General features: G+C 45.3%; 6 protein-coding genes and 1 pseudogene. All 7 read right to left on the bottom strand.

The annotated features are described in order from the left end of the window. Positions 1 to 56 precede the first annotated feature (56 nt). Positions 57 to 1,001, bottom strand: a complete 945-nt coding sequence (locus AB4517_RS01275; RefSeq protein WP_017059474.1) for a PstS family phosphate ABC transporter substrate-binding protein — start codon at positions 999 to 1,001, stop codon at positions 57 to 59. Beyond that, positions 1,001 to 1,639, bottom strand: a complete 639-nt coding sequence (locus AB4517_RS01270; RefSeq protein WP_017059473.1) for an OmpA family protein — start codon at positions 1,637 to 1,639, stop codon at positions 1,001 to 1,003. Before AB4517_RS01270 ends, AB4517_RS01275 begins: the two co-directional genes overlap by 1 nt. Next, on the bottom strand, positions 1,639 to 2,952 hold the full coding sequence (locus tag AB4517_RS01265) for a TolC family outer membrane protein (protein WP_017059472.1): 1,314 nt from the start codon (positions 2,950 to 2,952) through the stop codon (positions 1,639 to 1,641). The genes AB4517_RS01270 and AB4517_RS01265 overlap by 1 nt, the downstream gene beginning before the upstream one ends. Before the next feature lie 34 nt (positions 2,953 to 2,986). Beyond that, entirely contained in the window at positions 2,987 to 4,312 is a 1,326-nt protein-coding gene (locus tag AB4517_RS01260) for an HlyD family type I secretion periplasmic adaptor subunit (RefSeq protein ID WP_017059471.1), read from the bottom strand. Next, positions 4,305 to 6,464, bottom strand: a complete 2,160-nt coding sequence (locus AB4517_RS01255; RefSeq protein ID WP_372147766.1) for a type I secretion system permease/ATPase — start codon at positions 6,462 to 6,464, stop codon at positions 4,305 to 4,307. Before AB4517_RS01255 ends, AB4517_RS01260 begins: the two co-directional genes overlap by 8 nt. A gap of 33 nt (positions 6,465 to 6,497) precedes the next feature. Then, positions 6,498 to 15,674, bottom strand: coding sequence for an RTX toxin (locus AB4517_RS01250; RefSeq protein WP_372147764.1), 9,177 nt, complete (start codon positions 15,672 to 15,674; stop codon positions 6,498 to 6,500). 167 nt (positions 15,675 to 15,841) lie between these two features. Continuing rightward, positions 15,842 to 16,303, bottom strand: a pseudogene (locus AB4517_RS01245) (IS5 family transposase); the annotation flags it as partial. Positions 16,304 to 16,365: the final 62 nt, after the last annotated feature.

Raw genomic sequence — 16,365 nt, 5'->3', positions numbered from 1 at the left:
CCATTACGAAAGAGAGAATATCACTCTCCCACAACATTTACAACATGACATACCCATTACTTGTAGCCACCTTCAATAGCAGGCTCTTCAAGCGACAATCTGACTTTGTTACGTTGAATAGCTTCTGGCGGCAAGCTGATGAAGCCGTATTGGTTCAAAACGACTTGATGATCTTGTGACAAGGTAAGCCCAACAAAGAACTCCTCTTGTTCCGTAAAGCCTTTGCGATGCGCTGGAATATTCAAGTACATGTAATAAACCGTTGCTAACGGGTAACGACCAGAGAGGATCGTTTCTTTGTTTAGGTCGTAGTTCACACCTAGGTTATCAACCACGCTCAACCATTTCACATCAGAGATCTGATCTGAGTAAACGGTGTAACCAATGGCGGCATCTTCGTCTTCAATCTTATTAATCAGATCAGGTAAATCCGCTAAGAACTGAGTATGGGCATATTCTCCTTCTGTTCCACATTCGACCCAACTTGAAAAGGTAGTATGGCCTTTCAGGTTGTGATCAATGGCAAAGGGCAACATATGAGTATCTAGGCTTTCACCGTTACGAATATCACTACTTGCTGACCATTTTGGATGTTTAGGATCGTTAGAACAACCAAACACATCAATTAATTCAGCGACGGTGATTGATGTCGCAGGGTTATTTTCATTGGCTAGAATCGCAATCACGTCAGCGGTAAACATCAGCTCTGTTGGCCTATAACCGTAACGCATATCAAACCTTGCCATCTCTTTGTCAGTCCACTTTTTGGAAGTGATACCAACACGCGAGCGCTGCATGATCATCTGTTCTGGGACGCTGTCACTCAACAAGATTTCTAAGTCGATCTCTTGGCTCTTAAGCAGATCTTCTACAAGCCCCTGCATATTCGGCTCAATCGCGACCAAACCAATGTCACTGGCATCATTCGCAAATGTCGATACAGAGAACAACGCAGGTACAGCAGCAAGCAGCAAGCCCGATTTATTAGCTAGACATTTCATTACTGGCCTCCTACTGGATCAATCGACGTTTTAGACTCAACATCGCTATTACTATCGAGCTGCATTTCTGAAGTGAAGATGTTCCAAGATGGGTTCACTTCCATGCTTTCTGTTTTAATCACCGCGATCGTTCTACGCTTACGCTTGTGAAGATGCTGAGTTAAGCTGGTTATCTGAGTAAACTCTTGTTCAAAGATTCGCTCACCATTGATGCCTCTATCAATCAATGCGTCTCGAATCACGCCCGTTCTTTTCTTGGCCAATGCTTTGTTATACACGTTTGTACCTTCAGCACTGGTATCTCCGACCAAGGTAACCGAAGCATCAGGCTGCTCTCCTAGTAAACGCACCAACTCATTTAATACAGCGGTATGATCAGGTTTAAGGTCATACTTATCAAAATCAAATGCCACACTTAATACTTCAACGTCTTCGACAATTTTCCAATTGGCACACCCTTTAATGTCTACCGTTACACCTTCTGGCGTATCGGCACATAGATCTCGCTGGTTAATCACACCATCTCGGTCATTATCCGCTAAGTCATCAATTTGGTGGCGTGTCATTGTCGTATCAGGCGTTTCTGCACATCCCATTAGCAAGATAGAGCTAAGTAGCGCTAGTTTAAAATATCTCATTACTTATTCTCCCCTTGCCACTCTTCTGGATGTTCAATCCTCAACGCATACGTCAACATACCCATCGCATTTAACACTCGATAAGCCGCTAACGTTTGATCATATTCAGTGCTGATGAAGTTTCTTCGAGCCAAAAACACTTCTACTTTTGCATCCAGTACATCAAGAAGGCTTCGTCTGCCAACATTGAATTGCTGGATATAGCCAAGCTCTGCAATTTTCGCTGCATCAACATTCTGTTGAAGTAAGGATTTTTGCTGCTCAAGCATTTTGTAAGCGTTCCAAGCCAGTTGTGTACCTTCTCGAACCTCACGCTCTGTTCGTAATCGGATCGCCCTTGCCTCTTCCACTCGCCAAGCTGACGATTCAACCCTGGAGTCGGTAGAGAAGCCATTAAACAGGTCATAATCCATCGTCAACATGATACGTGCATCTTCATCGACACCGCCTGGCGGGTTAGATACGTTGTCATTCTTATTGGCATGAAGCTCAAGTTTTAGTTCTGGGTAGTAATCCCCTTTCTCGCGGCGCATCTCTTTACGAGCCGCGTCGATATCAAGCAAAGAGGCTTTGATTTCAGGGTGATTCTCGACAGCTTGTTCAAGTGCGACCTGTGCTGAGCTTGGTAATAGAGCGTAATCAAACCGGGGGTAAACCAAGTTCACCGCAGGTTTGCCAACCAAGCGTAGATACTGAGTTTGCAAATCAAACAGGTTGTTCTGAGCGGCGATAAGTGAAGACTGCGCGGTCGCGACACGGGCGGAGATTTGAGCCAGATCCGAGTTGCTACTCAAGCCTTTGCTCTTTTTATCTTGGATATCTTGATAGATCTCTTGGTGCTCTTTTACATTACGCTTAGACAATTCAAGTAGCGTCTCTGCTTTTAGGATATCGAGGTAATTTCTCACCACATCTAACGATACGTTTTCAGCTCGCGAAATCAGAGTTAGACGCTCAGCTTCTGCTTCGAACGTCAGTCGATCGACATTCGATGTGGTTTTAAAACCATCAAATAGTAACTGGGATACTTTAACGCCAATTTCCGTTCTCGTTAGGCCTCGATCATCGGTATCAAGTTTGCTACCACTGTTGTAGCGCGTTTCTTCATAACCTGCTGCCGCGTACAAGTTCACTTGCGGCATATACAAACCACTCGCCGCGTCTCCGTCTCTGACCACCGATTGGTATCGGGAGTATTGCGCCAATATCTCTGGGCTATAGTCGATGGCAAAGGCCACGGACTCTTCTAATGAAGCTGCTTGAGACAGCCCACTCATTAGCAAGCAAGAAGAGAGTAAGAATTTTGAATGCATTACACTTCCTTTTATATTTATGCTTTAACCCACTTCATCGTTCACGAAGTGAGTTTTCCTTAGCTCGTAAAATAGGTTTTAACCAATAACTCAATACTGTTTTCTCTCCGGTTAATATATCGACCGCGACTTGCATCCCTGGGATAATGCTAAAGGCAGAGTTTTGTTGCTGGTCTTCGTTTAACTGAATATGGGCACGATAATAGGCGTTTCCGTCTTCCGTTTGTAAGGCGTCGGCACTCACGTAAATCACCTCGCCTTTAAGTCCGCCATAAATGACGAAATCGTAGGCCGTGAATTTCACTGTTGCACCTAACCCGTTATGAACAAACGCAATATCTTGCGGAGAGATTCTCGCTTCAACAATCAGGTCACTGTTTGATGGAATGATCTCAATGATCGGCTCGCCGGGACGAACTACACCACCAATGGTACGCACAAAGATCTCTTTGACTGTGCCATCAACGGGCGCGACAATTTCAGTACGCTTGAGTTGGTCGGCAATCGCCTGCTGGCTTTCGTTCAGCTGCGCTATCTTGCTCGCCACTTCATTCAACTGGCCTTGCACTTTGGTACGAAAATCTAAAGCGATACTTCGATGATCCGCTATCGACTCTGAGTAGGCAGCTATCTGCTTCTGCGCTGCTACTTTTGAGCTAGCAATATCACCTTTGAGTTTGACTACATCACGGTTGAGTTTAAGTAGCTCAACTTCCGCAACAGCACCGCTCGCTACCACGTCTTTCAGCATGTTGCGCTCACGAATCACAATCTCGAGGCTGCTTTCAAGAGTCTGGATATTGTTAAACGTATCGACACGAGCTTGGTCTTGTTGCTCGATACGAAGTGCCGCCTCTTCCAGTTCAGACTTCAACTGTCCTAAACGTTCTCGGTAGTTCGCCTTGGCATTCATTAACGCAGGGTGGCTTGATACATCAACCGCAATATCTTGAGGCACCAAGACCACTCGCTCATACCACTCTTTCGCATCGTTATTTAAAACGACCGTCGACAGCTCAGCCTTTAATCTTAATTGCTGAGCAAGCAAGGTATCCGCTTGTTGAGCCGACTCTAAAAACGCCGCCTTAAAACGTGTGTCTTCTAACTTAGCTAGAGGTTGCCCCTTCACTACAGATTGGCCTTGTCGCACCATGATCTCTTGAACCAGTCCACCTTCTAAGCTCTGAATGGTTTGCACCGAAAGACTTGGAACGACTTTACCTTCACCGATCACGACTTCTTCTAATGTTGCCCACGTAGCCCAACCGATAATTGATACAATGAGTAGAGCACTCAACCAAATCAGCTTTCGAGAGCGGAATGCTAAGTGGTTGTTGGTCCATTGAATATCATTACTCATGACGACCTCCCTTCACCACAGATACCGTCTTAAACCGGCTCGTACCTTTAGGTACACTTTTCTTCTGTAAAGAGAGAATTTCTTTAGGTTCACCTTCTGCCACGATTTGACCTTTATCCAATACAATCACTCGATCACACATCATCAAGAATGAAGACTTATGGGAGCTGATTAGCATTGAGGTTTCTCTCGGCATACTTTGAAGTGCATTAAAGAACTGAATCTCGGCCTGATTATCTAGCGCGCTGGTGGGCTCATCCATGATCAATAACTTTGGACAACGATACAGAGCTCTCGCAATGGCAACGGCTTGGCGCTGACCACCAGAAAGTAACCGACCACCCTCACCGACAGGTGTTTCAAGGCCATTGCTTAGGCGCCCCATGTAACCATTCAAACCCGACTGTTGAAGAGCTTGTCTTAGCTTTTCTTCATCAACGTTGGTCGCACCAAGCGTAACGTTGTCGTAAACACTGCCAAAAATAAGATTAGTGGTTTGCCCTACCCAACCCATGCCACTACGCAGAACGCTGGTTGGCCATAATTGCCCATCGATTTCTTGATAGAAAGCTTGTCCTGTTGTTGGCAAATACTGGCGCGCAACAATCGATAGTAGAGTTGTTTTACCCGCGCCTGCCGCACCGACAAGACCAACTCGCTCACCCGGTTTGATCTCTAGGGAAATCTCCTTTAATGCAGGGCTTTGAGTCTCTGGATAAGTAAACGTCACTTCATCTAACCTAACCCCACCATCAAAGTCTCCTTTGTCGATAACTTGGTGTTTGGACTCTTCCTGAGGTAGCTCCATAATCTGATTCAGCCCTTCAACGGCCGAACGTGTTTGCTGGAACCTCAGCAATAGAAGAGAAAGCTGGTTCACCGAACTTGCAGCGCGCCCACTCAACATCACAACGGCTATCAAACCACCCATACTCAGCAAGCCTTCAGAGATCTGATACACGCCGAAGATGATCAGAGTGATGGTAACGATCTGCTGACTGGACTGAATAGAGTGCGTCACGATATTGGAGTAATGACGAGATTGAGTCTGCCATTGAGAAAGCGACGAAATCGTCTGTTCCCAACGTTTCTGAGTGATTCCCTCAGCATTATTTTGCTTGATATCCGGAAGGGTTGTTAAGCAATCAAACAGCTGTGCTTGTCTTTGTGTCGAGAGACGTGCGGTTTCATCGAATGTTTTCTCAACTTTGCCTTTCATCGCAATGCTCAGCACGATCAAGACCAACATGATCGCGACAGGGATGAACATCATCGCGCCACCAAGCCAGCCGATAAGCAGTAGGAATAACAAAGTGAATGGCAGATCGACTAAAGTGACTAACGAGATAGAAGTGAAGAAATCTTTCACGCTATCGAAGTCTTGAAGCTGTCTGGCAAATGCGCCTACCGACTGAGGTCGATTTTCCAGCTTCATACCAAGGACTTTAGAGAACAGTTGAGAAGACAACTTGTTATCAATATAGCGCCCAGCCATGTCAGTCACAGAGCTTCGTGAGCTTCTCAACACCCAATCAAAAATAACGACAATACCAACGCCTGCCGCCAACACCCAAAGCGTGTTAAACGCTTGGTTTGGTACAACACGGTCGTACACATTCATGGTAAAAAGAGGCACGACTAGCGCGAGCAAGTTGATCAAGAATGAAGCGATAAACAGGTCTCGATACCAAGGTTTCACTTCCTTGACGACACGCCATAACCAACGGGTGTTGGACTTATTCTCGCTACGTTCATGGGATTGAACACGCGCATCATCAAGCGCTTGAGCACCCACTTGCCACACATACGATTCCACTTGAGCAACCAAGTCTTTTAACGATGTTTCTTGGCTTGAGTTGTTTTCACAATCCAATACTTGAAAGTCGCCACCGGAGCCTTGAGTGACGACAACGGGACTCCCTGTCGCGGAATTAACAGCAACAACGGGGAACTGACATTGAGTCAGTAATTCTTTTTTAACGTGGCTCAGCGTTAACCCCGATTTCTCAATGGCTCTTGGGAAAAGGGATTCATTGAGCCTTCCTTCATTTAAAGGTAGGCCAGACACTATTTTGGAAGGATGGCTGCGAACATTAAAATGCTCACATAACCATTCAACACAACCTAGCCAGCTGTCTTTTTGTTCTACCAATCTAAACTTCCTTTTATAGACTGTACATCCAACTTACAGCGTTAAATTATTGTCTTCTATCATTTTTTGTAAAATTTGTGCTTCTAATGCACTGCTACTGTCACCTTGATACAGATCGTCGTACGTGACATCGGCTATTAAGATGTTTTGTTGAACGTCTTCGTCGCCATTAGGTTTAATAGAAATGGTCACGCCTTCACCAGATTCTTCTAAATCTAGATATTGTGTTGCCCCTAGCCCTGTATTAAGCCCTAGGCTTCCCAAAATACCCGAGAGGTCAATTGCATCAGTATCTGGAGACGCATCAAAATCTTGAATCACATCGTAGCTTGGTGCTTCTGCACTCCCTAAGCCTGAAGAGGCGAACACAAAATTATCTGAGCCCGTCCCGCCAATCAGCAGGTCGTTATCATCTGTCGCGGTAATCGTAGAATCCCCTTCAACAACAAATTCAACCGATACCGTTTGAGGTAATCCTACCGCTTGGTTGTTGCCTATTTCAGCAGAAGGTTCGATGGTAATTTCAAATGGGTCAACGCCATCATAGCCACCCGTAATCGCTAGATTCGGTACATCTGCCAAGTCCACCACATATTGACCATCGACCATAGAGCCATGTGAGAACGTCAAACCTGCGGGAATATCATAAATTGTAATGAAGCCCACTTCTGAATCAGCAGGGTTTACAAGAGAAAGATCTAAACCAAGAGGAATCGTGCCACTTGCTTCTGCCACGATCGAAGAGTATTCAACGCTCAATAACGGTGCATCAGGCTCTGGTGTGATAATAAGCGTCATGTCTTGCGAGCTCGGGTCACCCGTGTCGACCACTAACTCACCGAGTACCGTATTTTGATCAACCGTTCGGCCGGTAATCGTAATATCGAGGTTACCAAACGCATCGCCTGCAAAGAATTCGAGCTCATCAACAGAACTTGATTTAACGAGGATCGTCGCCTGTATGATGCCACCAACACTGGTGAAAGAACTGGTTTCTGATCCAATTCGAATTCGGTCTAACCCAACTAACCCTGATGGGTCCGAAGTTCCATTCACTGTTACCGTAATTGCTAAAAACTCATCACTGTTAGTTTCAAAGCTATTGGCATCAAGAGGAATCACGATGCCATCATCTTCACTTCCAGTGAGCTGTTCAGGTAAATCGAAGAACTCAACTTTGTCACCTATAGGGTTAACACCTACAGTAAATTCAGATTGTGTATAACGGATATCCGTCGTACCAATTTCTTGAGTAATCGCCTCTAGAGACAGATTAATGTCACCACTAAAGTCTCTTGGTGGCAGAATGACTAGATTAGATAACTGACTTGGATCTAACTGCCACTCATAGGTAGGGTTTCCATCGAAGGTACCGCCATCAGCACCATTGTTTGGAACCAACTCATAGTTGTCTCCGATTTTAATCGCGACAACTGCGCCTTCAGGAACTCCGTTTAACGAAAGCGACATGTTTTCAGAACCATCTTGGTCAATGAGCTCTGCGCTAAGTGATGACAATGAAATGTAGTTATCCTCGTCGCCGACTATATCCTCTGTCACCAAGTTCGCCGCATCAGCGACTGGCTCAACGGTGATCGTGACTACGGTCGTTTTATCTTGCGTATCCGTTTCAACGACACAATCCGCTTCATCGGTAATATTTGCAGTTACCGTGAAGGTGATATCGCCGCTGTAATGTTCAGGTGGTGTTACCAACACATCACTCAAGCGGCTAGGATCCGTTACCGTCCAAGTACCATTGCCATTATCAACTAACAACCCGGTGTCAGTTGGAGTTTCAGACAAGGTCGCTCCATTCGAAATACTCACAGTTAGAGAGTTAACGGTTTCTTTACCGGTAGCGCTATTGCCTTCACCAGTGATTAATTGTCCATCTTCAACGCTATCACCAAGAACCAGTTCAAGGTTAAGGTCTGTCGCGATGTCTTCTTGAATGGTTGTGGAGTCGGCTTCAACCGTAATGTCATCGACCACAGGCAGAACTTGGATACTAATGGTTTGGGCCGTCGTCACCGTATCACCGCTACATGGTGAGGTCTCAATTGTCTCTATGGTGAAATCAATACACCCTGCAAAATCTTCATCCAAGCCCGTTAACGTTAGTTTCGAGAGTCCATCTGCAGTGATCGAGTAACCAACTACTTCGCCAGCCGCGTCATATTCCGCAATAACACCATCACCCGAAATCTCGACGCCTTCAGGAAGAGAATCGGCAGGAATATAGAAAGAGATTTCATTGTCTGGATCACTGCCAACATCGGTGTTTAGCAAGCCAGTGAGATCAATATCTTCCCCTTCAGGTGTTTTAATTTCGCCATCGGGTTGAATCGGGCTTGGTGGGCCAACAGGGTCACAAGAACCGCCACCGCCGTCATGACCAGTAATTTGCAGCGGGAAAGTCGCATCAATATATCTCGCATCTTCACCATCAATCACACGAGCACGAACCACAATATCCAGTACCGGAGTATCACTTGGGCTGGAAATCGTCGCATTATCTAAAATGTACGCTGCGAGCTCTTGGAAAGAGTCACTCGTTAGCCCATCCGCCGATATGATCCAATTCCCAGAGCTATCTTGCGCAGCACCATTAGGGTGCTCAACAATCAACGAATAGCCGTCGGGAATCTCGATCAAAATATAATCTAGGTACTCTGACCCATCGATATCCGCGTCGACGAACGTCACGGCGTTAGAGATATCAACAGGCGAGCCGTCTGTACTCTGTAACAGCTCTGTAGAGCCTTCTAATCGAGTATCTAGCTCGACACGAGCATCTACAGTCACGCTAATAGAACCAGTAATATATTTAATATCCGTTGCACCAGTTGGAGAGGTATCCGTGACTTCATAGGTGATAGGAATTGAGAATGTTCCGCTTAAATCTTCTGTCGCTGTAACAGAAAGCCTGCCGCTGCTTAGAAGATCCGAAAGCGTTGGCGTTGTTGAGTCCAGTAGAGTATCCAAATCTAAGCCTGAAGCTGGGACCTGAATAACACTCCCATCAAAATAAAGAGTGAGATCTGCAGGTAGGCTATCAATGACATATCCCGTCAAGGATTCGCTGCCATCAATATCCTGATTCACTGAAGGTTCAAGGTTCAGGCCGATTTGACTGTCTTCGATGCCTTGAGTACTGACCACTTGACCGTCTTCTTGATCAACGACCGGCGCTAGCTCTACTTTAAGTGTCATAGGAAACTCGCCCGAATCACCATCGGGCTCAGTTGAGATAGCAATAACGGTGAGTTCTAATTCACCACTAAAATCAAGAACTGGCTTGAGATACAGATCATCCAGTTGAGCGTTAGAGACTTGGAATACGGGCCCTGTCACATCATCAACATACGCAATCGTCAGCGATACTGGTTCACCCAACGCATCCACCAGCAAAGTGCCTTCAGGAATGTTAGTAAGCAGTATGTTGATCTCTTCTGAAACATCGTCATCCGTCGTTTGTATGAGGAAGTCGAGCTGTATTAACCCATCTTCATTCAAGACCGATTGGTTGCTGATGACTTTACTGTCACTGTCGTATTGCCAATGACCATTACCACCGTCTACCACGATAGGTTCATCCACAACACCTTTCAAAAAGATATTGATGGTTTTTGTATCACTTGACGCTTGCCCATTGATAGGAATAAGTGAATCGATCGTCGACTCAGTCGCTATTGCTGTTACGTCTATTGACAGATCTTCAGTAAAGGAACTGATGTCTTCTTTAGGCTGAATATAAGCAACACCATTGGCGATAGCTTCGGCAGTGACTGAATAGGAGTTATTGCCTATCTTTGCGGTACCATCACCTTCAACAGACCAGCCATCTTGAACTTGGATAATATAACTTAACGATTCAGAACCATCGGTGTCCGCCAAAGCGCCTTCAATAACGTCTTTGAGGTAAATAGCTTCATCCTCTAGTCCCTTGTAGTCTTTAACAGACACATGAGGAGTATCAGCATCAGGTGAAATATCGACAGTAACGGTATGTACAATACTTGCCGTTTTATCATCTGGGTCAGCGAATGAATTGCCAGACTCTGTTGCAACCGCAGTAATCTCAAACTCAAAGCGACCCGCTAGGTTGTCGTCAGCCCTGATTTCCATTTTATCAATCTGAGCCTGTGTGTAAGATTTCCCTTCTTTGACTGCGTTGCCATTTAACGTCAAATTCAAGCCGTCAGGAATCCCACTAATCTGGTAGCTCAATGTTTCTGACGTATCTTGATCCACCAGCTGAGCTGTTATGTCCAAACTGACTGGGTCTGAGTCATCTTCTACTGAATGATAGGAGAATACGGAAGCCGACCAATCCGGTGCATCAGCCACCGGTAAAACAGACACTGCAACATCAGCCGTCAGTTCTTTAGGATCCGTATCAGTGCTAATGATTGCGTTGATCGCTAGGATAACCGTTGAGGTGGTATTGGATTCATGAAGCGCGGGACGATAAGTCAACTGTCCATTAGGCCCAGTGAACTGACTATCAATCGCTGCCAATTGACTTCCAGACAAGGTGACCTTGCCGTCTACAACTTGAAGCAACACCCCATCAAGGTACAAGCTACCACCGTTTAGCGATGCTTCTGAGAACTCGATAGCAGTAACGGTTTCGCTTTGGTCGACATCGCCGGTTGCCACACTTACAACGATAATCGCGTCATTGTCTTCTGTGGTTTCAGAATCTTCATAACGAATAAAACCTTCGTTATCATCCAGAATAAGCTCAGCAGTACTGGTAACTTTATCACCGTCCGCATCTCGCACCAGATAATCGATGTCATCGACGATCTTAGGATCTGCAGGGTTTGTTGATACATTGGGATTTGTAGTCAGCTGGTAGCTACCATCTGAAGAAAGCGTAAACTGACCGTAAGTAGACCCACCATCATAATCATTAATTAGATTAATCGTGATAGGAGTGCCTGCGTTATCAAAGGTATAGGTAGTACCGCGATAGTCAAAACTTACAATGGTTGCGCCATCGGCACCTGCGAATTTTTCTGTTAGAAATTGTCCATTAAGGTCATCACCCTCAACCATTTCAATTGCCCCTGAACGCGCAACTGGGACAGCATCTGTTACGTTGACAGAATAAATTGCCGGATCAGAGCTATCGCCGTCCGCATCGTTGACCACCAATTCAAAATTGAGGGCTAGATTATTCTCTCCATCAGCATTGGCGTGATCGAGAGGTGCATAAAGGTCGAACTCTGCTGTCCCGTCAGTATTAAAACGAATCCTAAATATATTGTTTCCATCAGAATCTTGACCGTAATACCAACCATCAGAATCGACAGCTTGCAGTGAAATGTCTTTCCCTGCACTCGAATATGAAAGTGCATCAAACGCAGCGGTGTCGACCGTCACAGAGACAACATCATCGGAACCTTCGATGATTCCTAACGAAGGGCTAGAATCTTCAACACCAACCTGTTCGCTGTCTCCAAGCAGACCGTCTTCATCAACAGAAATGCTTCCGATAACAGTAATTTTAGGGTTTGCACCATCGTAAATCTTAATATCAGATTCTTGTGTATCTCGTGAACCGTCTGAATCGATGGTGACGATTGAGGCTGGAATCGACAGCTCTGTGTCCTTCACACCGGTTCCGTGGTCTATTGACTGGTACAAATCAATCTCAACCGTGACATTCGTGGAACCATTGGCTTCTAAGCTAAAATCTTCAGGAAGTCTCACTTGGAAAACAGCATCGCCATTCGACAATACCGCATCAAACGTTCCATCCCCATTATCTCGCCAAGACAATGCTTCACCATTACGTGTCACCGCCTCACCGTCACTATCAAGAACGGCTTGGCCAGTTGTCACATCTAACCCCAAGAACACGAGTGGATCGTTGCCCGCACTCACGGCTAAGCTTGTACTCGCTGTTGTTCCAACACCAGACGGGGTTGTATCAGCAACAGGGTTTTCACTCAACTCGACCATGCCAGAGCCAATCGTAGGCTCCCCACCATCCGTAATCGAGACGTTCAAGGTTAATTGAGTTTCATCGTTGTCATCATCTTTTGCTGTGATGACAAAAGGAATTTGGTCGGTTCTATTCGTTTGGTCGAGGCCCTTGAATAGTTCAAAGGTGTAAGTGACATCAGTATCGGTCTCACCTGACAGAGAGGTAAAGCTCAAGGTGAACGCTTTATTTTCAGCACTTTCAGAGCCAACATAACCAGTAAGTTCATTTCCGTCTGCAGAGACCACATAGATGATCTGTACACCCCCACTAAACAACTGCGGCTGATCTCCAACATCAAAAAATACAGACTCAACAAAGTCACTTCCGACGTTGAGATTGAAAGTGCCAGTATCTGAAACACTGCCGTGAATAAGATCTGATTCGTCCACAGCAGCATTGCTAGTTGAAGTTAATATTGGGTCGGCTCCATCCTGGATGATCCAGTCGAATTGCCCTTGTTTTAAAGAAGTGCCATCTAAATCCGTTCCATCAATAATAAGTGGCAGGGTGATGGAGTCGTTGCTGAACAGGTGGTTGATAGGCTGTTCTAACACTAATGTGACATCTGCTAGAACATCGATACCACTAGCGACTGCACTCAACGTTAGCGTGAATATCGTTTCACCATTTGCTTGTGCGGTAATCGTTTTACCATCATTCGCTAACGTGTAGGTTAGAGGAAAGTTCTCATCTCCGGTCGTCAAGCCCAAGGCGTCTAACTGCACCAGAGTATTAGCATTAAATACAATAGAAGCGGGATCTGGATTATCTGATCCAGCGGAAACGGTAAACTGGCCGACTACAGTTTGAATTCCATCAGACACATCACCTTCAGAGCTGGTCGTTGTCCCATCAACAACTAGCCCTGCATCACCATCAAAAATATCAATGACCGCAGTGCCGTTTCCGAAATCATTACTGATGTCGCCAGCAACATAGTTGAAGGTGATGTTCTGATCAACTGTGTGGTCCAAATTCCTGTTGGCGACGAACGTCCAGTGGCCATTCGCAAATACGGTCAAGGTGCCTTCGCTAGTAGCAAATGAAACCGGAGAGCCACCAACAATCGTCTTGGTCGTACCATCAACTTCAACACTTTTTATCGTAAGTTGAGTATCCAAATCGATGTCGTTATTCAACACGTTCCCTGACGCAATCTCACCCTCGATCATTTGATAAGACTCATCAAAAACCAGAGGTTCAGAATCTTTGATGACAATAGGTAAACGTCCTATCACTAACTCCGTTGTACCATCAGCATCGGTTTGCAAACCTTCGATGAGCAAAGCCGTCAGAATTGAATCTAACCCAGCTTCCTGATCAATCGCCTTATAAAAATTGATATTTACGTTGCTGCCGGAAATTGACGCATCGAATACTTTTTGCCCATCGCTTCGTGTGCCAATGAGGCTTTGTTTATCAGCCGATACAGCAACGGTTATCGATAGGGTTTGAGAAGTTAGTGACTCTGCGATGCTTTGATCATCGCTAAAAGAGAAGTCCGCATAATCGATGCGAATATCAGAGGTCTGAGTTTGATTTCCAAAAATCCCGACAACAGTTTCTGAGAACACAACCGACTCGGGCAGTATAATGCTTGGCATATCATCGATAGCTTGATTGCCTACCGTATTGAAAACTTTGGCATCAACCGTCCATTCTGACGCCAAGTTTAGGGACGAGACATCTATATTTTCAACAACCCAATTACCTGATGCATCAACAACACCCTCAAACACAAGAGTCTGAGAGCCATCATTAACTTCAATATAAACAGGAAGACCTTCGGCAACATTGGTTGTGCCTTGCATGGTTGTAAGTTGGCCGCCACGAAATGCCAAAATACTAAAACCGTCTAGCGTATCAATGTCTATAACAGGCGAAACAGTATCAATAACAATTTGCCCTGCGCTATTTATTGCAGAAGCAGGGTTACCGGCAACGTCAACAGTGTCAGCCTCAATTTGAATGCCACCATCGGAAAAGCTGGTTAGATCCACGCCTTCAACTGACCAAGCACCATCAATCACAGTTGCCGTCAGAACAATGACATTCGTTGTGCTGTCAGAAATACGAATATTGACCGTTTGGCCATCTTCTACGTTCTGTACCGTACCAAAGAATTTAGCCGACTGAATTTCGAAGCTATTGAGGACACCGTCGCCACCATCATCAACCGCAGCGGTGATGTCCGCTAGCGTATCTTTCACGATCGTGTCGGTCGCTGTTGTAGGGTTTCCAGCAATATCGATAGTATTGGCAACAACGGTTAGCTCACCTTCTGCAAAGCTTGAGTAGTCTTGAAGAGTCAGAGTCCAAGTTCCGCCGGATACTTCCGTTGTGTATTCTTGTATCGTTCCTTGGCTATCGGTAATTGAAATGTTGATGGTTTGCCCATCTTCTACATTGGCAATCGTACCAACTAGCACCCCATTCGATATTTCAAATTGATTGTAAAACTCATCACCAAAGCCATCGAAGTCAACCTCAATGTTGGCTAATGTGTCTTTGATTGTGGAATCGTTAGCTGCAATGCTATTGCCAAAATCATCAGCAATGACAGCATCGACTTGAAGATCCCCCTCCTCCAATGAAGAGAGGTCGACGCCATTGACGACATACGTTTCATCGCTTGTGATGGCTGTGGTGGTTACTGTGTTTCCGTTAACATCAGTGATGGTCAGAACAATGGTACGCCCGTCTCGAACATCCACTGCCGTGCCCGTAATCGTGACACTTGGTACTTCAAACTGATTTTCGTAACCGTCTCCACCATCCAAAATATCAACGGTTAATAGTGCACTAGGTAACAGAATATCAAGGTTACCCTCATTCGAGGTTGTATCTTCGTCGGCATATTCTGCAGGACGCGTATCAAAACCCGCCTCAGCGAGCGTTTCATCTAAGGTGGAACGAACATAAACAATAAAAGAGGCGCTGGAACTAGGTTGGTCATTTACTGAGTTAGGCTGTTGAGGTGCGCTTTCAATGTTGTTGACGAGTTCGGTGACCACCTTTTCCAACTGTTGTTCAACTGCGGCGATTTGTGGTTCGGTTAGGGGCTGAGCCTCTTGTAAATTCTGAGGTTCAATGCTGACGACTTGCACGCCTTCAACTTTTGGCTGCGTAGCAGGTAATTGAAGCCAAGTCCCATCAGGGAATACTTGCCACACAACACCACCAACTTCGATATATAAAATAGGATCCATCCTAAACCTCTTCCTTACAAAAACGCTGACCTTGAGAACATCAATTTACTCAATAAAAAGCCGGAGAAATCAGCACACTCTCTTTAGTTAATACTAGCAAACAACAAACCATTAACAGTTAATTAATTATCACTAGGGCGTGTTGATCTTTGCTGTGCATTTCGCGTTCAACAATACATCGGTAGCCACATTAACATGAATGCCAGCGATAACATGCTGGCATAATTCCTTTCTAGCTTGTCATATCTACTTGAAATAGCTCGATAATGCTTAATTCTCCCAAAGGCATTTTCGACCAAGTGACGATACTTGTATAAACACCAATCCATACTGTCTTTGTCTATATCTTGTCCGTAATTGCGTTTAGCAATTACCGTTTCTCCGCCACGTTCCTTAACAAAAGTACGGAAAGGTTCGCTGTCATATCCTTTATCACAAACGATGGTATTAACTTCATCGAGTTGCTCAACTAAGCTTTCGGCATGCACTATATCGTGGCGTTGTCCCTCTGATAAATCAAAGCAAATCGGCAGGCCACCACTATCTACGGCTAAGTGAATTTTGGTTGAGTTGCCCCCGCGACTTTTTCCTATTTGCTCTGAACTTTCAGTAGCTGCACCTGTACTATGCCCCTATCTGGCAGGGTAGATGTCACTGTTAAAATTTAACCAGTTTGGGCGATAAAGAGTAA

It is taken from the genome of Vibrio sp. 10N.222.52.C3 (assembly GCF_041474195.1).
Classification (GTDB): Bacteria; Pseudomonadota; Gammaproteobacteria; order Enterobacterales; family Vibrionaceae; genus Vibrio; species Vibrio crassostreae_C.
This window is presented reverse-complemented; position numbering and strand designations above follow the sequence as displayed.